This window comes from Porphyrobacter sp. MBR-155 (genome assembly GCF_040547625.1).
Classification (GTDB): domain Bacteria; phylum Pseudomonadota; class Alphaproteobacteria; order Sphingomonadales; family Sphingomonadaceae; genus Erythrobacter.
The window spans coordinates 13,154-39,541 of the sequence record NZ_JBEPQB010000015.1 but is presented as its reverse complement, the minus strand read 5'-3'; the positions used below and the strand labels follow the sequence as shown (position 1 = coordinate 39,541).

Annotated in this window: 30 protein-coding genes, 2 tRNA genes and 1 riboswitch; of the genes, 14 read left to right on the top strand and 18 right to left on the bottom strand. The window is 62.1% G+C overall.

The window, feature by feature from the left end:
- Positions 1 to 42: 42 nt before the first annotated feature.
- The 7 genes from ABIE62_RS14250 to crtY all read right to left on the bottom strand — a co-directional run bounded on the left by ABIE62_RS14250 (position 43) and on the right by crtY (position 8,764).
- Positions 43 to 1,590: an acyl-CoA carboxylase subunit beta gene (locus tag ABIE62_RS14250; RefSeq protein ID WP_354327005.1), complete on the bottom strand. Its 1,548-nt coding sequence runs from the start codon at positions 1,588 to 1,590 to the stop codon at positions 43 to 45.
- A 162-nt stretch (positions 1,591 to 1,752) separates the two neighbouring features.
- Entirely contained in the window at positions 1,753 to 3,693 is a 1,941-nt protein-coding gene (locus ABIE62_RS14245; protein ID WP_354327003.1) for an acetyl/propionyl/methylcrotonyl-CoA carboxylase subunit alpha, read from the bottom strand.
- A gap of 114 nt (positions 3,694 to 3,807) precedes the next feature.
- Positions 3,808 to 4,782 carry a phytoene/squalene synthase family protein gene (locus ABIE62_RS14240; protein WP_354327002.1) on the bottom strand — a complete coding sequence of 325 codons (975 nt, stop codon included), beginning with the start codon at positions 4,780 to 4,782 and terminating at the stop codon, positions 3,808 to 3,810.
- Between the two features lie 91 nt (positions 4,783 to 4,873).
- Positions 4,874 to 5,455, bottom strand: a complete 582-nt coding sequence (locus tag ABIE62_RS14235; RefSeq protein WP_354326999.1) for an LOG family protein — start codon at positions 5,453 to 5,455, stop codon at positions 4,874 to 4,876.
- Positions 5,452 to 5,907: an endonuclease domain-containing protein gene (locus ABIE62_RS14230; protein ID WP_354326998.1), complete on the bottom strand. Its 456-nt coding sequence runs from the start codon at positions 5,905 to 5,907 to the stop codon at positions 5,452 to 5,454. The genes ABIE62_RS14235 and ABIE62_RS14230 overlap by 4 nt, the downstream gene beginning before the upstream one ends.
- A gap of 26 nt (positions 5,908 to 5,933) precedes the next feature.
- A complete protein-coding gene (locus ABIE62_RS14225) occupies positions 5,934 to 7,505 on the bottom strand; it encodes a phytoene desaturase (protein ID WP_354326996.1) in 1,572 nt (523 codons plus the stop codon).
- On the bottom strand, positions 7,502 to 8,764 hold the full coding sequence (gene crtY / locus ABIE62_RS14220; RefSeq protein WP_354326995.1) for a lycopene beta-cyclase CrtY: 1,263 nt from the start codon (positions 8,762 to 8,764) through the stop codon (positions 7,502 to 7,504). The genes ABIE62_RS14225 and crtY overlap by 4 nt, the downstream gene beginning before the upstream one ends.
- 124 nt (positions 8,765 to 8,888) lie before the next feature.
- Between crtY and ABIE62_RS14215 the strand changes: the two genes are divergently transcribed.
- The 7 genes from ABIE62_RS14215 to ABIE62_RS14185 all read left to right on the top strand — a co-directional run bounded on the left by ABIE62_RS14215 (position 8,889) and on the right by ABIE62_RS14185 (position 15,559).
- Positions 8,889 to 10,169 (top strand): metal-dependent hydrolase family protein, encoded by a 1,281-nt coding sequence (locus ABIE62_RS14215; RefSeq protein WP_354326993.1) that lies wholly within the window; start codon positions 8,889 to 8,891, stop codon positions 10,167 to 10,169.
- Positions 10,170 to 10,215: 46 nt separating this feature from the next.
- The gene (locus ABIE62_RS14210; protein ID WP_354326991.1) at positions 10,216 to 11,274 is read left to right on the top strand and encodes a DUF3179 domain-containing protein; all 1,059 of its coding nucleotides are present in this window, start codon (positions 10,216 to 10,218) and stop codon (positions 11,272 to 11,274) included.
- Positions 11,267 to 11,698 carry a thioredoxin family protein gene (locus ABIE62_RS14205; RefSeq protein WP_354326988.1) on the top strand — a complete coding sequence of 144 codons (432 nt, stop codon included), beginning with the start codon at positions 11,267 to 11,269 and terminating at the stop codon, positions 11,696 to 11,698. The genes ABIE62_RS14210 and ABIE62_RS14205 overlap by 8 nt, the downstream gene beginning before the upstream one ends.
- 69 nt (positions 11,699 to 11,767) lie before the next feature.
- Positions 11,768 to 12,370: a carboxymuconolactone decarboxylase family protein gene (locus ABIE62_RS14200; RefSeq protein ID WP_354326986.1), complete on the top strand. Its 603-nt coding sequence runs from the start codon at positions 11,768 to 11,770 to the stop codon at positions 12,368 to 12,370.
- A 58-nt stretch (positions 12,371 to 12,428) separates the two neighbouring features.
- A riboswitch (TPP riboswitch) is annotated at positions 12,429 to 12,536 on the top strand.
- Between the two features lie 41 nt (positions 12,537 to 12,577).
- On the top strand, positions 12,578 to 14,482 hold the full coding sequence (gene thiC / locus ABIE62_RS14195; RefSeq protein ID WP_354326984.1) for a phosphomethylpyrimidine synthase ThiC: 1,905 nt from the start codon (positions 12,578 to 12,580) through the stop codon (positions 14,480 to 14,482).
- A gap of 94 nt (positions 14,483 to 14,576) precedes the next feature.
- The gene (locus ABIE62_RS14190) at positions 14,577 to 14,963 is read left to right on the top strand and encodes a DUF6632 domain-containing protein (protein ID WP_354326982.1); all 387 of its coding nucleotides are present in this window, start codon (positions 14,577 to 14,579) and stop codon (positions 14,961 to 14,963) included.
- A gap of 71 nt (positions 14,964 to 15,034) precedes the next feature.
- On the top strand, positions 15,035 to 15,559 hold the full coding sequence (locus ABIE62_RS14185) for a DUF3833 family protein (RefSeq protein ID WP_354326980.1): 525 nt from the start codon (positions 15,035 to 15,037) through the stop codon (positions 15,557 to 15,559).
- 67 nt (positions 15,560 to 15,626) lie between these two features.
- Here the strand turns inward: ABIE62_RS14185 and ABIE62_RS14180 are convergent, their stop codons facing one another.
- The 3 genes from ABIE62_RS14180 to ABIE62_RS14170 all read right to left on the bottom strand — a co-directional run bounded on the left by ABIE62_RS14180 (position 15,627) and on the right by ABIE62_RS14170 (position 17,139).
- Positions 15,627 to 15,761 (bottom strand): hypothetical protein, encoded by a 135-nt coding sequence (locus ABIE62_RS14180; RefSeq protein WP_354326979.1) that lies wholly within the window; start codon positions 15,759 to 15,761, stop codon positions 15,627 to 15,629.
- Between the two features lie 169 nt (positions 15,762 to 15,930).
- Positions 15,931 to 16,566, bottom strand: coding sequence for a DUF2726 domain-containing protein (locus ABIE62_RS14175; RefSeq protein WP_354326978.1), 636 nt, complete (start codon positions 16,564 to 16,566; stop codon positions 15,931 to 15,933).
- Between the two features lie 87 nt (positions 16,567 to 16,653).
- The gene (locus ABIE62_RS14170) at positions 16,654 to 17,139 is read right to left on the bottom strand and encodes a YaiI/YqxD family protein (RefSeq protein WP_354326977.1); all 486 of its coding nucleotides are present in this window, start codon (positions 17,137 to 17,139) and stop codon (positions 16,654 to 16,656) included.
- Positions 17,140 to 17,738: 599 nt separating this feature from the next.
- Between ABIE62_RS14170 and ABIE62_RS14165 the strand changes: the two genes are divergently transcribed.
- The 3 genes from ABIE62_RS14165 to ABIE62_RS14155 all read left to right on the top strand — a co-directional run bounded on the left by ABIE62_RS14165 (position 17,739) and on the right by ABIE62_RS14155 (position 18,746).
- A complete protein-coding gene (locus ABIE62_RS14165) occupies positions 17,739 to 17,951 on the top strand; it encodes a cold-shock protein (protein ID WP_067407366.1) in 213 nt (70 codons plus the stop codon).
- Positions 17,952 to 18,064: 113 nt separating this feature from the next.
- On the top strand, positions 18,065 to 18,310 hold the full coding sequence (locus tag ABIE62_RS14160) for a hypothetical protein (protein WP_354326976.1): 246 nt from the start codon (positions 18,065 to 18,067) through the stop codon (positions 18,308 to 18,310).
- Positions 18,311 to 18,392: 82 nt separating this feature from the next.
- Positions 18,393 to 18,746 carry an HPF/RaiA family ribosome-associated protein gene (locus ABIE62_RS14155; protein WP_354326975.1) on the top strand — a complete coding sequence of 118 codons (354 nt, stop codon included), beginning with the start codon at positions 18,393 to 18,395 and terminating at the stop codon, positions 18,744 to 18,746.
- Positions 18,747 to 18,949: 203 nt separating this feature from the next.
- Here ABIE62_RS14155 and ABIE62_RS14150 read toward each other — a convergent pair whose 3' ends face one another.
- Positions 18,950 to 19,105 carry a DUF6538 domain-containing protein gene (locus ABIE62_RS14150; RefSeq protein ID WP_354326974.1) on the bottom strand — a complete coding sequence of 52 codons (156 nt, stop codon included), beginning with the start codon at positions 19,103 to 19,105 and terminating at the stop codon, positions 18,950 to 18,952.
- Positions 19,106 to 19,219: 114 nt separating this feature from the next.
- A tRNA-Ser gene (locus ABIE62_RS14145) sits at positions 19,220 to 19,309 on the bottom strand.
- 178 nt (positions 19,310 to 19,487) lie between these two features.
- Between ABIE62_RS14145 and hspQ the strand changes: the two genes are divergently transcribed.
- Complete coding sequence (gene hspQ, locus ABIE62_RS14140) at positions 19,488 to 19,868, top strand: heat shock protein HspQ (protein ID WP_354326973.1); 381 nt, start codon at positions 19,488 to 19,490, stop codon at positions 19,866 to 19,868.
- 5 nt (positions 19,869 to 19,873) lie between these two features.
- Here the strand turns inward: hspQ and ABIE62_RS14135 are convergent, their stop codons facing one another.
- Entirely contained in the window at positions 19,874 to 20,731 is an 858-nt protein-coding gene (locus tag ABIE62_RS14135; RefSeq protein WP_354326972.1) for an ABC transporter permease, read from the bottom strand.
- Positions 20,732 to 20,846: 115 nt separating this feature from the next.
- Between ABIE62_RS14135 and ABIE62_RS14130 the strand changes: the two genes are divergently transcribed.
- Entirely contained in the window at positions 20,847 to 21,557 is a 711-nt protein-coding gene (locus ABIE62_RS14130; RefSeq protein WP_354326971.1) for a GcrA family cell cycle regulator, read from the top strand.
- 63 nt (positions 21,558 to 21,620) lie between these two features.
- On the opposite strand, the gene ABIE62_RS14125 is transcribed toward ABIE62_RS14130, so the two are convergent.
- Complete coding sequence (locus ABIE62_RS14125; RefSeq protein WP_354326970.1) at positions 21,621 to 22,388, bottom strand: queuosine precursor transporter; 768 nt, start codon at positions 22,386 to 22,388, stop codon at positions 21,621 to 21,623.
- A gap of 61 nt (positions 22,389 to 22,449) precedes the next feature.
- On the opposite strand from ABIE62_RS14125, the gene ABIE62_RS14120 reads away from it, so the two are divergent.
- Positions 22,450 to 22,526 (top strand) — tRNA-Arg (locus tag ABIE62_RS14120).
- Positions 22,527 to 22,856: 330 nt separating this feature from the next.
- Here the strand turns inward: ABIE62_RS14120 and ABIE62_RS14115 are convergent.
- The 4 genes from ABIE62_RS14115 to ABIE62_RS14100 form a co-directional block, all read right to left on the bottom strand.
- Complete coding sequence (locus tag ABIE62_RS14115; protein WP_354326969.1) at positions 22,857 to 23,438, bottom strand: hypothetical protein; 582 nt, start codon at positions 23,436 to 23,438, stop codon at positions 22,857 to 22,859.
- A 78-nt stretch (positions 23,439 to 23,516) separates the two neighbouring features.
- The gene (locus ABIE62_RS14110) at positions 23,517 to 24,362 is read right to left on the bottom strand and encodes a hypothetical protein (RefSeq protein WP_354326967.1); all 846 of its coding nucleotides are present in this window, start codon (positions 24,360 to 24,362) and stop codon (positions 23,517 to 23,519) included.
- Positions 24,362 to 25,093 carry a hypothetical protein gene (locus ABIE62_RS14105; RefSeq protein ID WP_354326965.1) on the bottom strand — a complete coding sequence of 244 codons (732 nt, stop codon included), beginning with the start codon at positions 25,091 to 25,093 and terminating at the stop codon, positions 24,362 to 24,364. Before ABIE62_RS14105 ends, ABIE62_RS14110 begins: the two co-directional genes overlap by 1 nt.
- Positions 25,094 to 25,227: 134 nt before the next feature.
- Positions 25,228 to 26,094, bottom strand: a complete 867-nt coding sequence (locus tag ABIE62_RS14100) for a 3'-5' exonuclease (protein WP_354326964.1) — start codon at positions 26,092 to 26,094, stop codon at positions 25,228 to 25,230.
- Between ABIE62_RS14100 and ABIE62_RS14095 the strand changes: the two genes are divergently transcribed.
- Positions 26,093 to 26,374 carry a hypothetical protein gene (locus ABIE62_RS14095; protein ID WP_354326962.1) on the top strand — a complete coding sequence of 94 codons (282 nt, stop codon included), beginning with the start codon at positions 26,093 to 26,095 and terminating at the stop codon, positions 26,372 to 26,374. The two genes, ABIE62_RS14100 and ABIE62_RS14095, sit on opposite strands and share 2 nt — an antisense overlap.
- Positions 26,375 to 26,388: the final 14 nt, after the last annotated feature.

Here is a 26,388-nt window from a genome sequence, read left to right as displayed (position 1 = left end):
CGTCAGCGCTTGCGCGCTGTCACCTCCCCGCGCCGGGGAGGGTTACTCCGCCCCCAACCGCCTCCACGCCAGCCCGGCAAATTCGCACAATAGCGGGCGCGTGTCGCGGGGGTCGATGATGTCCTCGACATTGAAGCGTTCGGCGCTGCGGAAGGGCGAGGTGACTTTGGCCAGCCGTTCGCGGATTTCCTCCAGCAAGGCTTGCGGATCGTCGGCGGCTTCCAGTTCGGCCTTGTAGGCCACCTCCAGCCCGCCCGCGATGGGCAGGCTCCCCCAATCGCCGCTCGGCCAGCAGTAGCGGTATTGATACGCTTCCGCATTGCTCATCGCGCTGCCCGCAATGCCATAGGCGCGGCGCAGGACGATGCTGGCGAGCGGCACGGTGGCGCGGTAGATCGCGTTCATGGCATTGACGCCGTAACGGATCGTCCCCGCCATTTCCGCCTCGCGCCCGATCATGAAGCCGGGGTTGTCGACCAAGTGGACGATGGGGAGCCGGAACTGGTCGGCGAGTTTGACGAAGCGTTCGACCTTCTCGCTGGTCTTGGCCTCCCACGATCCGCCGAGATAGCTGGGATCGCTCGCCACCACCGCCACCGGCCAGCCATCGAGCCGCGCGAGCGCGGTGATCGCTGCGCGGCCCCAGTGCTTGCCTATTTCGAACAGGGTGCCTTTATCGAGCACCATGTCGAGACAGCGGCGCATCGAATAGACCTGTTTGGGATCGCGCGGGACAAGGCTGAGCAACGCTTCCTCGCGCCGGTCGGCGGGATCATCACAGGCGGCACGGCGGGCGGGTTGCCCGACATATTCGGGCATGAAGCTGAGGAAATGCCGCGCACGGGCGAAGGCTTCGGCCTCGGATCCCACCTCGTCATCAACCACCCCGTTGCGAGTGTGGATGTCGACCCCGCCAAGCTCTTCCTTGGCCTGTTGGTGATCGGTCGCGCCCTTGTAGCCCTCTCCCAACCCATCGACCACCGCCGGGCCAGCAGCGAACAATTGCGAAAGCCCGCGCACCATGATCGAATAATGGCTCGCCACCACCCGCGCCGCGCCGAGGCCTGCAGTCGGCCCCAATGCGAGCGCCACGACCGGCACGGTGTCGAGGTTCGTCACCACATCGCCCCAGCCAGGCACCGCGGGGATATAGGTCGAGCCGATCTGTTCGAGCGTCTTGACGCTGCCACCGCCGCCGGTGCCGTCGATCATGCGGATGATCGGCAGCCGCAATTCGTGCGCCATCATCTCGGCCTGCACCATCTTGCGCGCGATGCCAGCGTCTGCCGCGCCGCCGCGAATGGTGAAATCGTCGGCGGTGGCGACCACCGGGCGGCCATTGATCAGCGCCTTGCCGAACAGGAAGGGGGCGGGGGTGACGCCTTGAAGATCGCCGTTGGCGTCATACTTGGCGGAACCGGCAATCTTGCCGATCTCGCGGAAGGAGCCTTCGTCGCACAAAGCCGCGAGCCGCGCGCGGGCGTCCATCTTGCCGCGCCCGTGCTGCCGCGCAACCTTGTCCGCGCCGCCCATCTGCTCGGCCAGCGCCTCGCGGGCGCGCAGTTCTTCGAGTTCCTTGGCCCAGGTCATTCCCTCTCCCTCATCCCGTCATTGCGAGGAGCCGCAGGCGACGCGGCAATCCAGAGTCCAACGCAAACCGCTCTGGATTGCTTCGCTGTCGCTCGCAATGACGAAAAGTGGGAGGGACCCAAAACTCTCCATCGTCATCCCAGCTTGCGCTGGGGTGACGGGTTACGTTTCGGAAGAAGCAGGCACCACGCGGCACAACACCGCTTCAACCTGCACCTGCCCGCCCGCGCTGACCGCCAGCCCCTCGACCACCCCGTCGAACGGCGCGGTGAGGGCGTGTTCCATCTTCATCGCCTCGAGCACCAAGAGTCGCTGCCCGGCGGTGACGGCCTGCCCCTCGGCAACATCGACCGCGATGACCTTGCCCGGCATCGGCGCGACGATTGCGCCATCGGCGGCAGAGGCTTGGCCGGTGCCGTCGTGGCGAAGCGACAGCATGAATGTGCGACCACGGGCGACCACCAATGCGTGTTCGGGGTAGATCACCTTGCTGGCCGTCAGGCTGTCATGTGCGTCTGAACCATTCGGCAGGTCTACCCAGACTGCATCGAGATTGGCGGGAAGCGTCGTCCCCCCGACGTTGACAGCTGCAATCTTGCGTGGCGGTTGGTTCAGCCGAAACCCCATCGGCTTGTTCCGGACCGCGAAGTATGTTCCCCCGAAGGCCTCTATTGCGAAGTCCGTGGCGAGTTCGCTTGCTGCATCGTCGATCAGCGCCTGAGGCGGCAGATCGAGCGATTTGAGTTCATCGGCGTGTTCTTCAATGAAGCCGGTCGAGAGCCTTCCTTCGCGGAATGCCGAATGATCGAGGCATTCGAACAGGAAGGAGCCGTTCGATACCACTGGCCAAGTCCAACTGCGGCCGATGACCTGTTTGAGGTTATCAATCGCATCCTCGCGACTTGCTGCATGGGTGACGAGCTTCGCAATCATGGGATCATAATTCGGGCTGATGGCGTCGCCTTCTTCGACGCCTGTTTCGATCCGGTCACTGGGCCCGTAATCGCACAGATGGAAGTGTTCCAGCCGCCCCGTGCTCGGCAAAAAACCCTTCGCCGGGTCTTCCGCATAGAGCCGCGCCTCGATGGCGTGGCCGTTGATCGACAGCTCGTCCTGCCGCTTGGGCAACGGCTCACCGCTCGCGACCCTCAATTGCCACTCCACCAGATCGACCCCGGTGATTTCCTCGGTGACGGGGTGTTCCACCTGAAGGCGGGTGTTCATCTCCATGAAGAAAATGCGGTCGGCGCGCAGGCCGTCGCTCGCATCGGCGATGAATTCGATCGTGCCTGCGCCCTCGTAATCGACCGCTTTCGCCGCGCGCACGGCGGCGGCGCAGATCGCCTCGCGGGTGGCGGGGTCCATACCGGGGGCGGGGGCTTCCTCGATCACTTTTTGGTGACGGCGCTGGAGCGAGCAGTCGCGCTCGAACAGGTGGACGACGTTGCCGTGGGCATCGCCGAACACCTGCACCTCGATATGGCGGGGCGAGGTGATCCACTTTTCGAGCAATACCTCGTCATTGCCGAAGCTGGCCTTGGCCTCGCGGCGGCAGGATTCCAGCGACGCGGCGAAATCAGCCGGGTCATCGACCTTGCGCATCCCCTTGCCGCCGCCGCCCGCGACCGCTTTGATCAGCACGGGATAACCGATCGCCTCGGCCTCCTTGGTCAACCGCTCCACCGATTGATCCGCGCCGAGATAGCCGGGAGTGACGGGAACGCCCGCCGCCATCATCAGCGTCTTGGCCGCGTCTTTGAGGCCCATCGCGCGGATGCTGGCAGGCTTGGGGCCGACCCAGATGAGGCCAGCGTCGATCACGGCCTGCGCGAAGTCGGCGTTCTCGGAGAGGAAGCCATAGCCCGGATGGATCGCGTCCGCCCCGGTTTGCTTGGCAGCGGCGATGATCTTTTCGCCAACGAGATAGGATTCCGCAGCGGGCGAGGGGCCGATATGCACCGCCTCATCAGCTTGGCGCACGTGCAGCGCCTTGGCATCGGCATCGGAATAGACCGCGACCGTGGCCACGCCCATGCTGCGCGCGGTGCGGATGATACGGCAGGCAATCTCGCCGCGATTGGCGATCAGGAGTTTGGTGATCATGGGGATGGGGTTAGTCTAGGTTTCGACGAAAGAAAACCACTCCGACTATAGTCTTCCCGGGCTTGACCCGGGACCCCACTTCTTTTCCCACCTCGAAAAAAGCGGGACCCCGGATCAAGTCCGGGGCGACGGGGAGGGAGTGGCGGGCCGAAAATCCGCGATGCCCCAGTCGATCCCGCCCTTGGGCACCTTCTCGCGGTTGATCACCGCCGATAGGAACGCGCGCACGCCATACAGCGCCTTTTCCGCGCGCGGCACATAGGTGCGGCTGTTCCACGCCTCCGGCCCGCGCGCCCGCACCTTGCGGCCAATCGCGCCGTAAATGCGCGCGGCGGACAGCACCGCCCAGCGGCTGCGGAAGGGGAGTTTCGCCGCGCCCACCCGCGCCGCCGCCTCGTGTTTCTCCACCAAAGCCACCAGCCGCGCGGCCATCGCGGCCAGCTCCTTGCGGTGGTGCGGTTTGGTGTGCTGACCGGGTTCAATGTCCTGCTGCACCAGCCATTCGATCGGCAGATAACACCGCCCCGCCGCGTCATCTTCAACGATATCGCGGGCGATGTTGGATAGCTGGAACGCCAGCCCCAGATCATTCGCCCGGTCGAGCGTTTCCTGATCCCTCGGGTCAACCCCCATCACCACCGCCATCATTACGCCGACCGCGCCCGCCACGTGGTAGCAATAGCGCAGCATATCGGCCTCGGTGCGCGGGCGCCAATCTTCCGCATCCAGCTGAAACCCGGCGATCACATCCTCGGCCATTTGCGGGGTGAGGCCTACCTCGCGCGCCACCAAGCCAAACGCATCAAACCCCGGATCGCCTGTCGGCTTACCCGCAAAGGCCAACGCGGTAAGCCTGCGGATATGGGCAAGCCGCGCGCCCAGATCGGACTGGTCGCCCAGCACTCCGCCCATTTCCTGATTATCGGCAATATCATCACACCGGCGGCACCATGCGTAAAGCAGCCACGCCCGCTCGCGCGTTTCGCGGTCGAACAGGCGTGCGGCGGCGGAAAAGCTTTGCGATCCCACCTTGATCGCCAGCCGTGCGTGTTCGACCAGCGCGGCGCGTTTGGCGGGGGCGACCGTCATTTCCAATTATGTGCATCCCCGCGTAGGCGGGGACCTCGTGCAATGTGGCGGGAGGTCCCCGCCTGCGCGGGGATGCGCACTTCGGGGAACATTACAGCTCCTCGGCCTTCATGCGGAAGATCGGGGTGTGCGGCTGATAATCGGCCATCTTGGCGAGCAGTTCGGTGATCGTATCCGCCGCGATCAGGATGTTCTGGTGCGCGGGCCGGACAAACCCGACCGCCGCCATTTTCGCGTTGAAAGCCAGCAGATCGTCATAGAAGCCAAAGGCGTTGAGCACGCCGACCGGATCGGAGTGATAGCCCAGCTGCGACCAGCTCATCGCCTCCCACAGCTCGTCCATCGTGCCGACCCCGCCGGGCAGGGTGATGAAGCCATCCGACAGATCGGTGAATTTCTGCTTGCGTTCATGCATGCCTGATACGCTGATCAATTCATCGCAATCGTGATTGGCAACCTCGGCGCGCACCAGCGCTTCGGGGATGATGCCGATGACCTCGCCGCCTGCGTCCTTCGCGCCCTTGGCGACCGCGCCCATCAGACCCAGCCTGCCGCCGCCATAGACCAACCCGATCCCGCGCGCGGCCAATTGCGCGCCGACATCATAGGCCAATTGCACATAGCGCGGGTCTGCGGGCGAGGCCGAACCGCAATAGATCGCAAGTCGTTTCATGCGCGTTCCTCCCCTGCAAGGGGAGGGGGACCAGACGCAGTCTGGTGGAGGGGCGAGCAGGTCATGCGTTCAATTCTCTCATCACAGATTTGCACCAGCCGCTGAACCACAGCCTCGATATCTTCAAGCACAAGTTTCGCCGGAATGCGCGTTGTGGCGATGCCCTGCTGCCTCAAAAACGCCGAGCGAACCGCATCCTTGGCGATTACTGAAGCACTATCATGCGCCTTTCCATCAACTTCGATCGCCAACCGTGCCTTGGTGCAAAAGAAATCGATGACGTAAGGCCCTGCCGGGTGCTGGCGGCGGAACTTGTGGCCTCCGGGACGCTTGCGCAGTGCTTGCCAGAGGGCGACTTCCGGCGGAGTCATTTCGGCGCGGAGTTTGCGGGCGAGTTTCACAGTGTCACTTTGACCTCTGATTATCGCTCGCCCCTCCACCATGCTGCGCATGGTCCCCCTCCCCTGAAGGGGAGGATTCACGCGCCCACCTTCGCCAAGTCTTCCAGCATCAATCCCGCCGTTGCCTTGGCGCTGCCGACCACGCCGGGAATGCCTGCGCCCGGGTGGGTGCCTGCGCCGACAAGGTAGTAATTGTCGATCACATCATCGCGGTTGTGGCCGCGCAGGTAGGCGCTTTGCCACAGCACCGGTTCAAGGCTGAAGGCGCTGCCCATGTGGGCGTTCAGATCCTGTTTGAAATCCTTGGGTGCATAGCTGAATTTGGTCACGATCCGGTCGTGGATGTCGGGGATCAACCGGCGGCCCAGTTCATCCAGGATCATTGTTTCCAGCTTCGGCCCGACTTCGTCCCAATCGAGCGGCATCTTGCCCATGTGGCTGACGGGGACGAGCGCGTAGAAGGTGCTTTTGCCTTCGGGCGCCATGCTCGGATCGGTGACGGTCGGGTGGTGCAGGTAGATCGCGAAATCTTCGGGCACCACGCCGTGTTTGTAGATATCGTCGAGCAGGCCTTTGTAACGCTTGGCGAACAGGATCATGTGGTGCGGGATACCGGGCCAGGTGCCCTCCAGCCCGAAATGCACCACAAACAGCGAGGGGCTGAAACTCTTGCGGTTCAGCGATTTGGCCATCCGCTTGCCGCGCTCGCTGCCCGACAGCAGGTCTTTGTAGGAATGCATGATGTCGGCGTTGCTCGCCACCGCATCGAACCGCTGACGGAACCCGCCTGCCGTTTCCACTTCGGTTGCCTTGGTGCCGAGCGTGTGCACCTGCACCACCGGATCGCCGATGCGCATTGTGCCGCCGAGCCGTTCGAAATGGCGCACCATGCCGGCGATCAGCCGGTTGGTGCCGCCGCGCGCCCACCATACGCCGCCGTCTTTCTCCAGCTTGTGGATCAGGGCATAGATCGATGATGTGTTCATCGGGTTGCCGCCCACCAGCAGCGAATGGAAGCTGAAGGCTTCGCGCAGCTTGGGGTGTTCGATATAGCGCGACACCATCGAAAAGACCGAACGCCACGCCTGTTCCTTGATCAGCGCGGGCGCGGCTTTCAGCATCGATTTGAAATCGAGGAACGGTTTGGTGCCGAGTTTCAGATAGCCTTCTTCATACACCCGCGCCGAATATTCGAGGAAGCGGGCGTATCCGGCCACGTCCGCCGGATTGAGCTTCGCGATTTCGGCGTTGAGGCTGTCTTCGTCGTTCGAATATTCGAAGTTGGTGCCGTCTGGCCAGTTGAGGCGGTAGAACGGCATGACCTTCATCAACTCGACATCTTCGGCGATGTCGTGGCCGGTCAGCTGCCACAATTCTTCAAGGCAGGGCGGATCGGTGATGACCGTCGGCCCGCCGTCAAAGGTGAAGCCTTCGCGCTCCCAGAAATAGGCGCGCCCGCCGGGCTTGTCGCGGCCTTCGATCACGGTGGTGGCGATGCCCGCCGATTGCAGCCGGATCGCCAGCGCCATGCCGCCAAAGCCTGCGCCGATCACGCAGGCGGTGCGGCCGGCGTAACGTTCGGCAAGGGCGGGATGGATGCCCTTGGCACCGGGGGTATCCGCGAGATTGAGCTTCACATCGGCGCTCATGCCGGGGTCTCCATTTTCAAAGGCTTGGTGTCTAAAGGTTTCCCTGAGGAAAATAGCGCACGAACGGCGCGTCCGATAGCTACGGGAGGCTTGCCGGTGAGGATGCGTAGCCGATCGGGCCAGGTGGAAAGTCCGGCATAGAAGCGTTCGACCAATGCGCCTTGCAGCGCGTAGAAATGTTCGAACACCACGACGCGCTTGTTGGGCTCGGCAGCCTCGAACAGCATCCGGCTGAGCATCCGGTAATAGGCGGTGGCGCGCCAGTGGCGTTTGGCCCGGCGATGGCAGAAGGCGGCCAGTTCCTCGCCCGTCAGCGCGGGCCGCGCGGCGATCACCTGCGCGATGGCGAGCGCATTATCGACCGCAAACGGCAGAGTGTAACTGGTAAGCGGGTGCGAAAATCCGCCGCGCGCGCCTGCCAGCGCCACGCCGGGGATCGCCACTTCGGCCAGCGCGGCGTTGAAATCTCCGCCCGAAATCACTGGCAGGATGCCAGCTTCCTGATCCACCACCTCGCCCTTCCACCCGTTGCGATGGGCGTAGTCGGCCACGCGGCCTTTCAGCACCTCGGCGTCCATGCGCGGTTCGTCGGCGTAGTAGGTGTCTTCCACGAACACCTCGGTGGGCGATAGCGGCAGGACATAGACAAAGCGATAGGCCGCGCCGTTGCCATAGGGCGCGACCTGATCGACGCTGGCGTCCATGATGACGGGGCGGGTCAGGCCGTGGGGTTTGTCGCAGCGCAATTGCTGGCCAAGGAACACCTGCCAGCCGCCTGCCAGCTGCGCGGAAGAACGGAACGCGCGGCAATCGATCACGCGCTTGGCCGCCAGCCGCGTGCCATCGGCCAGCGTCACCCCGCCCGCATCAAGGCTGGCCGCCTTGGTGCCCAGCATCACGCGGTCAGCAGGCAATTCGGCAATCAGCTTGGCATGAAACTCCGCGCTGGCGAGCGAGCGGTAAGCTGTCGGTAAGGTGCGGGCCAAGGCGGGAAAGGTGATGTCATAGCCTTCATCCCAAGCGTTGAGCGCGAAGCCCGCCATCAACCCCTGCGCCTGCGCCCCAAGATCGGTGGCAAACCAGCTCCAGCGGTGGTGCCCGCCAAGGCTGCGCCCGGCCTCGACTAGCGCAAACCGGCACCCCGGCGCATGGCGGTGCAGCGCCAGCGCGATCAGCCCGCCCGCCAACCCGCCGCCGACGATGATCACATCATGCGGCGTTCCAGCGTTGATTTGCGGGGGTTGCGGTGAATTGGCCATGCCCTGCGGCCCTAGGCGAGGGCGCGCCCGACGGCAATGTTGCGCGTGGAACGGGGGCTTGCCTTGCCGCACCACTCGGCGCATCACCGCGCAACGCAAGAACATTCGAGGGAAGAGGCGTTTCATGACAGCAAAGCTTGGTAAGCGCATGGCCGGTGTGGCCGTGCTGGCGGCGGCACTGGCCGCGCCTGTGGCCGCGGAAACCGTGGCGATCCGCGCGGGCAGCGTGCTGGCCGACGCCGCGAGCGAGCCGAGCGGCCCGGCGACGATCATCGTCACCGATGGCAAGGTCGTGTCGATCACGCCGGGACATGGAGCGGTGAGCGCCGACCGCGAGATCGACCTTTCCGCCAAGACCGTGCTGCCCGGCCTGATTGATCTGCACACCCACCTGACCGGCGATCCGGGCGGCGATTTCTGGAAGGAAGCGACCGAGCCTGATGAATGGGGCGTGGTCGTCGGCGCAAAGAATGCGCTGGTAACGGTGCGCGCAGGCTTCACCACCGTGCGCGAAGCGGGCAGCGCCACCGAAACCGCCTTTGCCTTGCGGCGTGGCACCGCCGAAGGGTTGGTTCCGGGCCCGCGGATCATTGCCGCTGGCCCGGCGCTGGCGATCATCGGCGGCCATGCCGATGTCAACGGCTTCCGCCCGGAAGTGAATGAACTGCTCGACAGCGGTTTCACCTGCACCGGGGCCATCGAATGCGCGGCCAAGGTGCGGCTGGCCAGCCAGAACGGATCGGACGTGATCAAAATCACCGCCACCGGCGGGGTGCTGAGCCAGCAGGGGCGCGGGTTGGAAGCGCATTTCACGCCAGAAGAAATGAAGGCGATTGCCGATACCGCCCACTCGCTCGGATTGAAGGTGATGGCCCATGCCCACGGCGCGCGCGGCATCCAGCAGGCCGCCGAAGCCGGGATCGATTCGATCGAACATGGCACCTATCTTGATGAAGCGGCGGCGCGCGCGATGAAGGCCAATGGCACGGTGCTGGTGCCGACGCTGATGGCGTTGGAAGGCGTGTCCGAAGGGCTGGGCAAGGGCGTCTATACCCCCGTGGTTGAAAACAAGATTCGCGCCGTGCAGCCGCTGATGGCCTCGCTCGTCAGCCGCGCGCGGCAATTTGGTGTGACCGTGGTGTTCGGCACTGATGCGGGCGTGTTCCAGCATGGCCGCAATGCTGAAGAATTCGCATTGATGACAAAGCAGGGCATGTCGAACCGCGAGGCACTGGCCAGCGCCACCACCGGCGCGGCCAAGGTGCTGGGTATGGAAACCGAGATCGGTCGGATCGCCCCCGGCTATTCCGCTGATATTATCGCGGTGGATGGCAACCCGCTGGCCGATGTGACCGTGCTGGAGAAGGTTGGTTTCGTGATGGTGCGCGGGCGGGTGATCGAGTAACTGCCAAACTGTAACCTGCTGCGGGTTTGCCGCGAACCCGCAGGGTATGAAACATCCACGCCTGATTGTGCTCGCCCCGGTTGTTGCCATCGTCAGTTTGGGACTCACCAGCCTTGCTGTGGTTGGTGCCAACCAGACCGCCAGTTCGAACGATACCGCCAGCGCGCAGCCCGTGCTGGTCAGCGCCCAACGCCCGCCGTCGCGGTGGACAAGCGAATTTTCGACTGATTTTAGCAAGTCGATCATCCCCTTTGACGAAGTGAGCGAAGGCGGGCCGGGCAAGGACGGCATCCGTTCGATTGACAACCCGCAGTTCGCCCCGGTCAATGCCCGCTATCCGATGGAGCTTGGCCCCAAGGAACCGGTCATCAGCTTCAGCCATAACGGCGAAGCGCGCGCCTATCCGCTGCGCATTCTGATTCGCCACGAAATCGTCAATGATGTGATTGGCGGCCTGCCAGTCACCGTCACCTACTGCCCGCTCTGCGATAGCGCGGTGGTGTTTGATCGGCGGTTTGATGGCCGGGTTCTGGATTTCGGGACGACCGGCAAACTGCGCTTTTCGGACATGGTGATGTATGACCGGCAGACCGAAACATGGTGGCAGCAATTTGTCGGCGGCGGGTTGATTGGCGAATATGCGGGCCGCGAATTGACGATGCTGCCATCGCGGGTCGAATCGCTGACGCTGTTCAAATCACGCTTCCCCGGCGGCCAGATCCTGCTGCCCGCTGTCGAAATGACGCAGGTCTATTTCAACCCTTACGAAAATTATGACGGGCGCAATCGCCCCTATCCGTTTTTTGAAGGCGATCTGCCGCAGGATATTGAACCGATGGCGCGGGTGGTGGCGGTGGGAGACAAGGCATGGAGCCTGCGCAGCCTGTCACGTCAGGGCCGGATCGAAGATGGCGATATCGTGCTGACGTGGACGGCGGGGCAGAACTCCGCAGTCGACACGCGCGACATTTCGCGCGGACGCGATGTTGGCAATGTGGTGGTGCAGCGCAAATCCGAAGGCGGATTGGTCGATATCCCGCACGATGTGACCTTTGCCTTCGCCTTTTTCGCGATGCGTCCGGGCGGGGAGATTATCGATGAGTAATGTGGCTATGCAGCCGGGGAATACCGGCATGATCGCGCGCGTGATCGCGGCACTGCTGGCGGCGCTGGCGCTGGGCCTGATGGCCATGCCTGCCGCCGCCGCGCAGGTGCAGAAATTTGACGAACAGGTTCTGGCCAAGGCGCAGGCGCAGGGCCGCCCGGTGCTGGTTGATGTCTATGCCGATTGGTGTTCGGTGTGCCGGGTGCAGCACAAGCAGATTACCGCGATTACCGCCGATCCGGCCTATGACCGGCTGCTGGTGCTGCGGCTGAATTATGACACCCAGAAAGCCGAACGGCGCAAGCTGAATGTGCCGCGCCAAAGCACGCTGATCGCGTTCAAAGGCCGCACTGAAACCGGGCGGGTGGTCGCCGCGTCCGATCACGCCACGATTGCCGCGCTGTTGCAATCGACGCTGAAATAAACGGGCTGCGCGATCCCGCGTCGTCGGCTATGGGCGGGCGGCGTTTCCCCCGATCAAAGGATACCCCCGATGTCGTTTCTGCCTTCCCTGCCGCGCCGCACCAATCTGACCGACGTGATGAAGGCGTTTCCGCTGGCGTGGGAACCGATGCTGGATTTCCACGATGTCGTGCTGCGCGGTGAAAGCCCGCTTTCGATTGGTGAGCGTGAACTGATCGCCGCCTATGTCTCGGCGCTTAACCAATGCCATTTCTGCTACAACGCGCACCGGGTCTATGCCGAAAGCTATGGCTATGCCCCCGAAGTCTGCCCCGCGCTGATCGATGACCTGGCCAGCGCGCCGATTGATGACCGCCTGCGCCCGGTGCTGGCCTATGCGGGCAAGCTGACGCTGCACCCCGCACAAGTGACCGACGCCGATATTGCCGCGATCCTTGCGGCGGGCTGGGATGAGCGCACGGTGGCCGATGCCAACAAGGTGACGGCGCTGTTCAATTACATGAACCGCGTCATTCTGGGCATGGGCGTGGATGATTTCGAAGATTACTACGGCCGCCGTCTGGCCGCTGTGCGCGAACAACCCATCGAGGAACGCCGCGCCGCCAACACCGCCGACATCGGCAGCCAGCATTACCGCAAGTTCGGGGTGCAGCTGGGTCTGGTCAACGCCTGACCCTAGAGGCCTGACCCTGCGGATGGGGCTGGATTCCCCTCCCGATCTGATCTAACCATAGCCATCCCCGGGGAGCTCGTGTGAGCTGAGAGGCAGGTGTCACGCCCTGCGACCCGTCGAACCTGAACCGATTAATATCGGCGGAGGGAGCGGGCTGGTCTGATCGCCACAAGTCCGCGCTCCATCCGCTTTGAGGAGAGAGCAGACATGGCCGACATCAATTCACCGGTAGAAATAGGCGTCACCACCGGGCCGATCCGCGGCAGCCGCAAGATTTACGTCGGCGCGCGCACTGGCTCTGGCATCCGCGTTGCCATGCGTGAGATTGACCTTGAGGGCGGGGAGCCTTCGGTGCGGGTTTACGACACCTCCGGCCCCTATACCGATCCCGATGCCGCCATCGACATCAACGCCGGCCTGCCGCAACTGCGCCGTGACTGGATCATGGCGCGCGGCGATGTTGAGGCTTACGACGGGCGCGAGATCAAGCCTGAGGATAACGGCCAACTCGGCCCCGACCGCAGCGGCGGCGTCCCGCAGTTCCCCCACCCGGTCAAACGCCCGCTGCGCGCGCGTGCGGGCATGAACGTCAGCCAGATGCACTACGCGTGCCAAGGCATCATCACGCCCGAGATGGAATATGTTGCCGAGCGCGAAAATATCGGCCGCGAAATTGCCGCTGATCTGGTGCGCGACGGGCAAAGCTGGGGCGCACAAATCCCGACCATCATCACGCCGGAATTCGTGCGCGATGAAATCGCCCGTGGCCGCGCGATCATCCCCAACAACATCAACCACCCCGAAACCGAACCGATGGCGATCGGGCGCAACTTCCTTGTCAAGATCAACGCCAATATCGGCAATTCTGCCGTGGCATCGAACGTGGCAAGCGAAGTCGACAAGATGGTATGGGCCACCCGCTGGGGTGCGGATACGATCATGGACCTGTCCACCGGGCGCAACATCCACGACACCCGCGAATGGATCATCCGCAATTCCGCCGTGCCCGTCGGCACCGTGCCGATCTATCAGGCGCTCGAAAAGGTCGGCGGGGTGGCCGAGGAGCTGACCTGGGAAATCTTCCGCGACACGTTGATCGAACAGGCCGAGCAAGGCGTGGATTACTTCACGATCCACGCTGGCGTGCGCCTCGCCTACGTCCCGATGGCGGCCAAGCGCGTCACCGGGATCGTATCACGTGGCGGCAGCATCATGGCGAAATGGTGCCTCGCCCATCACAAGGAAAGCTTCCTCTACGAACATTTCGACGACATCACCGAAATCATGAAGGCGTACGACATCGCCTATAGCCTTGGCGATGGGTTGCGCCCCGGCAGCATCGCGGATGCGAACGACGAAGCGCAATTCTCCGAACTCTACACGCTGGGCGAACTCACCCATCGCGCCTGGGCGCAGGATGTGCAGGTGATGATCGAAGGGCCGGGCCACGTGCCGATGCACAAGATCAAGGAGAACATGGAAAAGCAGCTGCAGGTGTGCGGCGAAGCTCCGTTCTACACCCTCGGCCCGCTCGTCACCGATATTGCGCCGGGGTATGATCACATCACCAGCGGCATCGGCGCGGCGCAGATCGGTTGGTATGGCACGGCGATGCTGTGTTACGTCACGCCCAAGGAACATCTGGGCCTGCCCGACCGTGACGATGTGAAGGTTGGCGTGATCACCTATAAACTCGCGGCCCACGCGGCGGACTTGGCGAAAGGCCACCCGGCGGCGCAGGTGCGCGACGATGCATTGAGCAAAGCGCGGTTCGAATTCCGCTGGCGCGATCAGTTCAACCTCAGCCTCGACCCCGAAACTGCCGAGCAATATCACGACCAGACCCTGCCGGCCGAAGGCGCGAAGTCAGCCCATTTCTGTTCGATGTGCGGGCCAAAGTTCTGCTCGATGCAGATCAGCCAGGACGTCCGCGATTTCGCCGCCAAGCAGAACGAAAGCCCCGAAAGCTTCCTCGCCTCGGAGAAACTGGGCGCGGATACGGCCGAGGCCAGCCGTCAGGCGGCGATCAAAGGCATGGAGGAAATGAGCCGCAAGTATAATGAAGGCGGCCGCGAACTTTACGTTGGCGCAGGCGGGCGCGAGCACGACTAATCGCAATCCCCCACGATTGGCGGCGCTGGATTGACTGGCCCGGCGAAACGGCAGACACTCCGCATGGGGCTGTGTCATTTGGGGGATCGACATCATGAACGCTTATCGCCTGCTGCAAATCCTGCTGGTCGCTTTCGGGGTGGTGTTCTGCCTGATCTGGCCGCTGGCGATCGTCTGGCCATCCGGCTGGGCGTGGCACGAAGGCCCGCCGATGGCCTCGCAATATTACATGATGATCGTGGGGGTTTACGCGACGCTGGGCGTGTTCATGATCCTCGCCGCGCGCGATCCGCTGAAGCACGTTTCGCTAATCTGGTTCGTCGCCGTGTCGAGCGCGGTTCACGCCGCGATCATGGCGGTGCAATCGCTGGACGATCCGATGCACCGCGGCCATCTGCTGGGCGATGTCCCGGCGCTGCTGCTGGTGACGCTGGCGTTTGCGGTGCTGTTGCCCAGGGCGCAGCGCGGCGCGGCGGCGTAACCGGCGCACGGCGGCTAGTGTCAGGGACAAGGGAAAACGAACGAATGCAAGTTGCAAGAGCAAGCGGGCGCATGAGCGGGCAAAGAGCCGCAGGGCTTGCGTGGATTATAGCGGCGATGGTGGCGGTTGGATTGGCTGTTTCGGCGTTCCAGGCCCAGGCATCCGCCACCGCCACGCGGTTCGACCCGGCGGCGTTCTTCACCGGTCGGACCACCAGCCAGGGCACGCTGAAGCAGATCCTTTCTTCCACCAAGACCACCCGCGTTTCCACCTTCGGCACCCGCCAGCGCAACGGTGACATGGTGCTGGAACAGGAAGTGACCATCGGCGACCAGCCGACACGCTACCGCACCTGGCGCCTGCGCGAAACATCGCCCGGCCAATTCGGCGGCACGATTTCCGACGCCGCCGATGATCTTTCGGGCACTCTGGCTGGCGATACCCTGACGCTGACCTATACGATGGACAACCACCTGCGGATCCACCAGGTCATCACGATCAACCGCGACGGCCAAAGCGCCAGCAACGTGATGCGCATCCGCCGGTTTGGCATCACCGTGGCCCGGCTGACCGAGACGATCCAGCGCGAGCGGTAATTGCAAAGCGCGACAGGTCAGGCTGATCGAGCCTTGGGGTTAGCGCGCTGGGATTAGCGCGCTTGCGTCAGCCGTTCTTCATATTCTCCAGCCCCTTGATCCCGCCGGGCTTCTGGCTGGGCTGACTGGCGTTGGTCTTCGGCCCCTTATCCTTCTTGGGCTTGCGCGCTTCCTTGCTTTTCTTCTGTTGGCCCTTGGCCATCGGCTGTTCCTAACGGGCGAAATGCCCGCCGCGAGGCGTGGGCCTGATGGGGGGTGGTGTCAATGTGGGGGGGCATTCCTCCCCTCCCCGTGGGGAGGGGTTGGGGGTGGGAGGGCGGTTGCTGATGTGGGAATTGGGTGCAATGCTAGATCGGTGACGCCCCGACGGCCTATTTTTCAGGCACCAGCTTCTCCACCAACACCCGCAATTCCCCCGGCGTTGTGTGTCCGGCGACCACCTCGTGATAGCCGATCCCGGCTTTGCGTAGCGCCTCTTTCTTTACTGCGTCGCGAGCCGCCGCGCTGGTGCCAGTATGGTGGCCTTTGCCCTGATATTCCAGCGCGTGCCGGACGCAGCATTTTTCGTCCATCAGCGCAAAATCGACCCGCTTTGAGTTGACTGCGAAGTAAGCGTCTCGGTCTGGGCTGGCGAGGAATTCACCAAGGCTGACTTGTGCCATCACTTGCCAGCCGGGGTTGCGGGCGATCACGGCTTTGTCGAGCGCAGTAAAGACATTGGCTTCAGAACGATTGAGCAGTGGGCGCTGCGCAAATTCGGCTTTACTCACAATCTTGAGCTGGTCGGCAGCGTAATCCGCGCTGGGTTCCTGCTCGCGACCTCTGTGGCTTATCGGAACGAGCTTCGCTTTGTCTTTCGCATAATTGCGTCTTCGCCAATACGCTTTGCGCTTCTGCGCGTTATAGTGATTGGTCAGGCGTTCAACACCTATGCCGATGGCCGCGCCAATGCCAAGCACGACCAATAGCACCATGGGGCGAACAAGAAGGACGTCTATGGACTCCATGCGGGACATTAAATCCTTTATGTTCTCATGAGTGTATGCGGATCCTTAGGTTATCACAACCCACCCCCTCTCCACCGTCCCCACACCCTAACCCCGCGCCAACCCCACCAGCACCCTATCCAGCGCCTGCAAGAACCGCGAGCGGTCCGCCTTGCTGAACGGCGCGGGGCCGCCTCCCACTCCGTCCATCCCGGCGCGCAGGTCGGCCATGATTGCTCGGGTGGCTATCGCTCCTCCGATGCTGGCGGGGCTGAATTCGTCGCCATTGTGTTTCAGCACCCGCGCGCCCGCTTTCAGGCAGCGGTCGGCCAGCAGGATGTCGGCGGTGATGACCACGCAGGTGTCTTTGGGCAGCGCATCCGCAGCCTCGGCAATCCAATCATCCGCCGCGTCGAAGCTATCGCTGACCACCACCCGCCGGATGCGCGGGCTGTCCGGGATGCGGAAGGGGGCGTTGCTGACCACGCGCACGTGCACTTCGGGGCGGGGGGGCTTGAACCGCTCGGCAACGCGATAAATCTCGTCCTTCACCGGGCAGGCATCGGCGTCGATCAGGATGATGATGGGTGACATCGCGCCAGTCTAGAGCATCGTGCTGAAAAGTAGGAACCGGTTTTCGGTTTTTAACGATGCGACAAGAAAACTGGAGCGGGGCGGGCGCGGTAAATGGTACTGCGCGCTTTCCTACACACTCCGACCTCGGCCATCCTGCCCGGATGAAGCACACAGCCGCCCTTATCTCGCACGTCTTGAGGCACCCCGTCGCCCGGGCCGGTTTTCGGTTCCTGGACAGTGTAACATGTGTCTCCTACACGGCGCAGCCAAGGTGCAGCCAAGCAGCGCAAACGGTGCCGCAGGCACCGCAAGGCCGACCGGCCGCCCGCAGCGACCGAAGGGCGCGAGGATTTCGCATCGCGGACGCGATGCGGAACACAAGGAATCCACAAATTAGGCGTTTGGCGCAAACCGTGCTACACCATCGGGGCTGGCGTCGAAATTTGCGACGGACTTCGAAATTTGCGCTCCGCCGCTTGCCATCGGGCCCGCACACGCGGCTCCCCACCGGCCCCGGCGTTAACCAGACGACGACTTCCTTTCATCGGACGATACGAAGCACTATCCCGCCCGCATGTCGCGGAAGGGCAATTGATTGTTCTTGAAAGGAACAGACTATGAGCAAGACCGGAACCGTAAAGTTTTTCAACACCGACAAGGGCTATGGCTTCATTCAGCCTGACGATGGCTCGTCGGACAGCTTCGTGCACATCACTGCCGTGCAGGCAGCAGGCATGCACAGCCTCGATAAGGACCAGCGCCTCAACTACGATCTCGAACAGGGTCGTAACGGCAAAGAAAGCGCTGTGAACCTTTCGGCCGCTGACTAAACAATACCGGCAGGGCGGGGCGCGATGGTGCTCCGCCCGCCATTCCCGGCCCGCCCCCGCGGACGACCAGAACCGGACGACCGCCTCCCCCATCTCCCGGCAGGATATTCTTGATGGCCCAGACCTACGAATTCTACTGCGAACGCGCGAACGAAGCAGCAGCGCTTGCTGACCGCGCGACGCTCGACAATGTGCGGGAGCGCGAATTGCGGTCGGAAAAGACCTGGCGCGGGCTGGCTGAACAGGCGCGCAAAACCGCAGAAGAACGGGTGAAGGCCGATACCGTGCGCGCGGAAAGACGCGCCGCAGAAGCCGCCGACGCAGCTGAGGCGGCAGAGGCAGTTTACTCGGACAATTGACCGCGCAGGTCTGGAAAAAGCGCAGGTTCCTCCCCATGTTGGAAGTGGCAAAAGCCACAACTCAGCCAAGGAGACAGCCGCGATGACCACCATGCAATTCCAGTTCAATTCCGATAGTTCGGTAATGGGAACAGCGGATGTGGCGACCCGGATCGAACAGCAGGTGCGCCACCGGCTCGCCCGATTCGAAGACCGGCTGACGCGGCTGGAAGTCCATGTCAGCGATGATAACGGACGCAAGGGCGGCGGCGATGACAAGCATTGCACCATCGAAGCGCGCCCGCGCAGCGGCCGCCCGATCGGGGTGACAGGCAAGGCGGGCGATGTTGACGCAGCGGCGCGGATTGCGGCGAATACGATGGCAGAACGGCTCGAACGGGTATTCGGCAAAGCAGAACGCCACCGCCACGATCCGTCGCCCGATAAACTGCTTTAGATGTTCAGTGTCTCGCTTGGCGGAGGAGCCCCTCTGGCTTGAGTCGGATACGGGCTTCAGCCTCAGACTCGATGAGCTAATCGCATCGTGCTCTGGTTAAGCCCGTTCGGCGCTTGAGCGTAAGACCGTATGCCCCTCTCAGCGGCTGGCCTCAATCTGGGCGCCGACAACAACCCAGGGCAGCGCGATGCGCCGCCGAACGCTCATAGAACTCCCAGCCGCGCTGGGCCTTGATGGCTTGCAGTTTCGAGGGTGATGCGGACTTCCGACGTGCCGAAAGTGGAACGAACACCATAAGGAGCGGGGCGGCGGAAGACCCATGCCGAACTTCTCCGATGGAGATAATGATGGCCTTCCAAGCGCTACATTCTGCCTCTGCTACAGACCACTTTTGCAGAAATTTTGTAGAAAAGCGAACAATAAAACACATGAATTATAACGTGTTGAACTAAATTAAGCGCTTACGGAGAGACTGGCGGAGAGGGTGGGATTCGAACCCACGTTACCGTTGCCGGTAAACCGCATTTCGAGTGCGGCGCATTCGACCACTCTGCCACCTCTCCGCGAGGTCTGTCGCACACGGGTGCGCCGCGTGGTCGGGGCGGCAGGCGACAGGGAGCGCGCGCGTTAGCCCAAGCATTGCCCCTTGCCAAGTCCCGGAAAGCCACAAAATGCGGGCATATCTCGCACCTGCACCATCGCGCTGCTTGTTTTGGCGCGTTGAAAGTCCATATTCCGCCTATGGAACGCGCAGAGTTCTTCTCAAGTCAGGCCGGGCGCACCATTGTTGCCCCGCGGCAGACCCGCGCCCGCTTCGGCATCGGAGACGTGGTGCGCCACCGCCTGTTCGCCTTTCGCGGCGTGGTGTTCGATATCGATCCGGTCTTTGCCAATAGCGAAGAATGGTATCAGTCGATCCCCGAGGATATCCGCCCGCGCCGCGATCAGCCGTTTTATCACCTGCTCGCCGAAAACGAGGATTCCTCCTACGTTGCCTATGTCAGTCAGGGCAATCTGGTGGCGGATGCCGATGGCGGGCCGGTCGATCATCCCACGGTGCGCCAACTGTTCGACAGCTTCAAGGACGGGCGCTACAAAATGCGCAGAGCCCTGACCCATTAGGAAGTTCAGCTTTTCAGTTTCCAGCCTGAACGCAGCAGTGCATAGGTACCCGCCGCCAGCGCTGCGTTGACCACCGCCAGGCCCCCTGCAGCCGCGATTACAGTCGTGCTTGACCCCATGTCGGTGGCCCCCAGAAAGCCATAGCGGAAGCCCGAAATCACATAGAAAAACGGGTTCATCCGGCTCACCCACTGGAACGCGGGATCAAGGTTGTCGATCACGTAAAACGTGCCCGACAGCAGCGATAGCGGGGCGATGATGAAATTGGTGATCGCGGCGTTGTGATCGAACTTTTCAGCCCAGATCGAGGTTGCCAGCCCCAGCGTCGCCAGCAACAGCGACCCCATCAACCCGAACCACACGACCGCCCAGGGGTGCGCCATACCGAGCGATACGCCCGGCCACAGCGCCATCGCCAAGGCAACGGTAAAGCCCACCGCAATCGCGCGGGTGATTGCGGCGGCGATAATCCCGCTCATCAACTCGCCCGGCGAAAGCGGCGGCATCAACAGGTCGATGATCGTCCCCTGCATCTTGCCCGCCAGCAGTGAAAAGCTGGAATTGGCGAAGGAATTCTGCATCATCGCCATCACAATCAGCCCGGGCGCGACGAAACTCGCAAACGGCACGCCGAGCACTTCGCGTCCTTCGCGACCCAAAGCGACCGTAAAGATCGCCAGAAACAGCAGCGTGGTAAAGGCGGGTGCCCAGATCGTCTGCATCTGCACCTTGAGAAATCGACGCACCTCCTTCATATAGAGGGCGAACAGACCCACGCGGTTGATCCCGGATATCACCGGGACACCGCGAGGGGAAAACCGGGCGCTTCCACCGGTCTTGTCAGACAGGTTCTTTTCAGTCACGGGAGCGGCGCGGAAAACGGGTTTAATGAAGCTGGTTCGGCCATGGCACAGGTGCCTAGGCTGCGCAGGGTTTCATGACAAGTATCCGCCGCAAGCACAGGAACAGGTAATACATATGAGCTGGACGGACGAGCGCATCGAGACGCTCAGAAAAATGTGGGAAGGCGGCGCCACCGCCAGCGAGATCGCAACCGAGCTTGGCGGGGTCAGCCGCAATGCTGTGATCGGCAAGGCGCATCGGTTGGGACTGAAAGCGCGCCCTTCCCCGGTGAAGGCCAACGACAAGAAGAAGGCCCCGGCCTCAAGGAAGCCGGTTGCTGCGCCCACGCCCGCTGCCGCGCCGCGTTCCGACGCAGGCGAGCGGACGGCCGCAATCGCGCCCCAACGTGCATCAATCCGCCCCACGGTAGTCGCAGCCCGGAGCGACGTGGCCGAACAGAGCAGCCACACAGGCCCCTCCCAGCCAGTTCCTAACCCGGCGTCCGATCTGCCCAAGATTGTTTCGGTCGGCCCCGGTGGCTTCCTGCGTCAGGGCCCCGGTGATCAGCAGCCCCCGATCCCACCCGCTCCGCCGCGCCGCCTTGTGCCAGCCAAGCCGAGCCCGGAAATCGCCGACAAGACCAGCCTGCTCGATCTGTCGGAAAAGGTCTGCCGCTGGCCGATGGGCCATCCCGGCGAACCTGATTTCCACTTCTGCGGCCAGCAGGTGAACCCCGGTTTCCCCTATTGCGTGGAACATTGCGGCCGTGCCTATCAGGCGCAGCTGCCGCGCGGCGTGCGTCGTCCGCCACCGCCGCTCCCGTTCGGTGGCCCGCGCGTGCGTTAGGATCAGGACTTCTGTGGTTGCCGCCCGTGATGCAAGAGGGTTCCCACATTCCAGCTCGGTGCTCTATGTCGGTTTGGCGCTGCTGCTCGCGAAGGGTGAAAAATTGGTATCGAGGTCGAACAGGTCGACGCCCTCGGCGGACTTCAGCTTGTTCACCAATACATAAGTCACCGGAGTCAGCATGGCTTCCCACGCCACTTTCAGCGCCCAGTTGGTGACGATCACGGTCAGCACATCCTGCGTCGTCCAGATGCCGAGGAACGCGATCGGGTAAAAGATCAGGCTGTCGACGCCTTGGCCCACGAAGGTCGAACCGATGGTGCGGCTCCACAACATCCGGCCTTTGGTCAGCACCTTCATCTTGGCCATGACGAAGGAATTGACGAATTCCCCGGCCCAGAACGCGGTGATCGAAGCAAGCACGATCCGCCAGGTGCTGCCGAACACTTCTTCGTAGGCGGCCTGCCCCGTCCAGCTATCGGCGGGCGGCATGGCGACCACGACAAAGCTCATAAACGCCATGAAGGTAAGCGCGCCGAACCCGGTCCAGATCACCCGGCGCGCCTTGGCATAGCCATAGACCTCGGTCAGCACATCGCCGATGACATAGCTGACCGGGAAGAACAGAATGCCCGCGCCAAAGGTATATCCCGCCACGGTGGATAGCTTGGCCGCGCCGATCAGGTTCGACAGCAGCAAGATCGCCACGAAGGCAGCCATGACGATGTCGTAATAGCGGAAGCTTCCGGGTGCGCGGCTGGTGGCGATGATCCCGTCGGCAGGATCGCGGTCAAACGCGGCGGCGGGATCGGAAGGAGAGGTGTTTTCCATCGATAGACCGGTTAGCGCGATTCCCTTGAGCCGCAAAGCGCGCTATTGGGCTTCCCGGCGCGCGCCCGTAGCTCATCTGGATAGAGCGCGAGACTTCTAATCTTGAGGTAGCAGGTTCGAGTCCTGCCGGGCGCGCCAAGTCCTTGTGCGATTGCACTAAAGATGCACCATCGGTGCATAAAGCTGCGCCGCGATGAGGTGCATTATACAGGCCGCACAAAGCGTGAACTTCAGCGTTTGAGTGCGCACAGCGACTCATACAAATATCAGGTTGCAGCGAAAGCCCCTCATTTTTGCAAATGAGGGGAACGGGGATGCTAGCTACGAAGTGCTTCCTACGCCTTCGCGAGCTACGCCGGTTGAATATTGATCGGTGCGATCCTTTACGAGGGTCGTCTTCCTGCCAGCGCAGTTCGGAAATCGTCGGTAGGAGCTAGAAATACTAGGCTATGCCTCATCCGCGGGGGCCTACAGCCGCGGGGCCAGCTTCACTCTATCGAGGATGTGCCAAGCCTGAAAGGCTGCCATAAGCTGACGCACTTCCCTAGCTGTCGAGAAGTGCTGGAGATAGATCGACCACAACGCCATAGCTTCGAGCGGTGCGCGGCGATGCCATTTAAGCGGCGTCGACTCTGGTCCTGGCATATCAAGGCCAAGCGCTTCTCCACTGGCGGTGATCTGGTCATCGCTGCAACACAGCGGAAGCAGTGTCGTTCCGGGTAACACCCGCGCAAGTCGTCCATTATCGAGAAGCGGAAGGCCGGCGCTTAGATTGTCGGTGCATTGCAGATATTCCGTCCATGGCTGGCGAACCAGCAGCTGGGCATTATCGGGGATGATGCGGCAGATATCGGCGATGATTGCATCCCGATCCTGGATCGGGTCGAAACGCGCATGGACCAGCTCAAAACTTGCTTCGCTTTTTCCGACCCGGGTTACGGTGAACAGCGCGATACTCGAGATTCGTGAGCCACGCTGGAGCTCTGGGGCTGTGCGGACAAAGACGAGTGAGGACAGGATCTGCGGATGGCTGAGGCGGATATGGCGCATCGGATCAGCTTCCAGTTGGAATTGCGCGACAGCACGATGAAGGACGACTTGGGGCGGATTCGCAGCCACAGCGTGCCGTTAATCTTGCTCCGGCATGGTTGTTCGGGCGCTGATATCGCGATCACAGAAAGCAAGCTTCATGAAGTGCTCGCTTAGGGCCCGCGCGCCTTCGCTTGACACCATTTCGCTCCAGTGGTCCCAGCGATCGATTCGCTCGACCAGCCAGAGGTAGAACTGATCGCGGGCATAGGAATCAGCAGCAGGCCATGACATCGTCCACAAGGTGCTCCGCACTGGGATCTCATTTGTGATGTGGAGGCCAATCAGTTTTACACTTGGCAAACCATCGATTGTGTCCGTCGCAAACCTGTGAAGCATGCGCTCGGCAACCTGCTCCGCTCTTTTCACCTTGTCTGCTGCATCCGCCCAATCTTCCCGGCCGCCATTCGACCGGTTGGCCAATATCCAGTCCATGCCGACATTGTCCTCGGCATCATCGAGCTTTCTGGTGGCGATCAGCATCGCCAGAACTGCCCGGCCTTCGTGAGTCAAGCGGTCGCGGTGATTGGTAATCAATCCGGCCGCAATTAAGAAGGCGTCGAAAAAACGCGCCAGATGCCCGTCGGCCTGGAAAATGTCTCTGACGCGCTCTTCTTCGCCGACAAAGCGGCCATCCACTATGGCCAGATAGCTCGCTATGAATTCCAGCGTAGGGTCACTGCGAGACGGACACAGACCAAGACGCCCTTCCCAGAACGCCTGACGGACTGAGCCCCAGGTGCGCCCATCCTCGTCTACCAGTGGCGGCTCTCCGGGGACATCGCCGGTGGAAACCAACCAGTATCCCCATGGCAAGGAAGGGTGCCTGCCATTGCCGTAGCGCGTGCTTGAGTCCCCTCCGAATTCGTTGAACCGCCCGATCATCACGCACCGCCTTTCGTGCTGGCGGGTGGCGGAAGTAAGCGCCGCAAATGGTCAGATTCCGGATGGTCCGCCTGTGCTTCCATCATCGATTTAAGTTTACGCGCCAGCTTGATGCAGTTTTCGTAGACGAAGTGCTGATCCCGATAGACGTCGCCCTTGCGGCGATCCACCGTGTTGTCGGGAACCAGATCTCCCGGGTGGTTGGTGTCGAACCCAAGCCACCAGACATCTTCATGGAATTCATCTTCGGTAGTCTGGACACTGCGGTAATCCTGCACCATCCTGACCCTGGTTACATGACATACGGTGTATCGTTCCTTCCTTGGCTTGCCCCATGCAACCCTCGCAAAACGGTTAACCTCACAGGCCTTGCTATATGTCACCCCTCCGTGAACGACTCGCGCAATCCCAATCGGAATTGCGTCAACATTGAAGCCGAATAAGGGATGGACCGGCCCAACCCCCGTATAGCCCGAGATTGTCCCGTCCTCTTGGCGAAGCATGATGCAGCCAAGTCCGGTCTCCGCGTCGATCCACGCCACCTTGTCCGCTTCATTGTGCCACGGACCGTCGCCATCCGGCTTCCTGTCCGGGTTGTGGTAAATCTGAAGGGCAGTGATGCTTGTGCCTGCCACAGGATAGGCAACTGGTGCTTCGTTAATCAGGCCGTCGGGCAATTTTGAAGCCTCGGCTTTAGTGACTGCGCCTCTTTTTGCTGGTCGTTTTGCCATGATTGCTCCTTTCTAAGCACGTGTTTAAAAGTAGACATGTGAGATATGTGCCACCTCCACCCTTGTCAAGTATATAAAGCTAGACATCGAGGGTGGCCGTATTAGCCTTTGGGTCATATCGCCAGCTCATTGAGCTATTTGCGTCGGCGGTAGCGGTCGAATGCGGTCAGCCGTGTGAGGCGTGGGCCAAGGGTTCTAGCGAGCTTGCCAGGAGCATAGACTTCGTGGGCAAGCCATGCCTCTTCCTCAGGGAAGTCACGATCGAAGACTTCCCGCCACCACAGCTTGGCGTCGGGATCCCATCTGTAGCCCCGCATTCTCAAGACATCCTTTGTGGAAATAGAGGCCCCCACAGCCTCGATCAGCCAGCTATCGCCAGACGAGCTTGCATCAAGCTCCCACAAAAAGGTCCGCCCATCGGTGCGCTCGTGGGAGAGCAAGGTGATCACAGCATCGACATCGCCTTCCGCGCGATGAGCGTCATAGAACCAGCCGAGTTGCGTGCACAGCCAGCCCAGGGCACGTCCTTCGAATCCGGCCGCGCGCCAATCGATTTCCGAACAGGAACACGCCCAGCGCGACTGAGGAAGATTGGGCAGGCGACGCTCAACCAGGGGCCGGTCGAAGGCTGCATTGTGAGCGATGATGACTGAGGCTGACGACAATACGTCAATGGCAATGCGGTCATCAATCCTACGGCCAACAAGATCCTGATCGGTGATGCCGGTGAGCCTGATAACGTCTTCGGACAGGGGAACGCCTGGATCCTCTCGCCACGACCACGATCTGCCAATCTCGACGATATGCCCAGAGGGCCCATACTTGAAGCGGCGCACAGCCAATTCGATGACTTTGTCGTTCTCCGGATCGAGACCGGTTGTTTCGACGTCGACGACAGCTGCGACATTAAGCGGGTCGTCAGGATCACCGAAGCCTGTCTCACCGACTGCAAGGTGTATGCGCCGAAGCTGACGAATGTCGGAGGGTTGCGGATCAGGCATGGGCAACCTCCAGCTCCCTTCCAAGTCCATCGACATCGATGAGTGCCTCGAGTTCGTCGCCATCGATATCGAGTTCGAGGCCCAGGCCATGCAGCAGAATAGCTTTGCAGCATCCATTTCTATCCATGCAGGCTTCGATTGGAGGCTGACCGCGGAACAGCGCAAGCGACGCAGTCATCCAGGCCAGAGGATCGACGGCCAAGCCTTCACGTTGCATCCGCGCGCCCGTCTCGGCCGCCACGCAAGCAATGCGGATGAGAGCAACGCGGTCGACTACTAGGGTTCCGCCAGTCT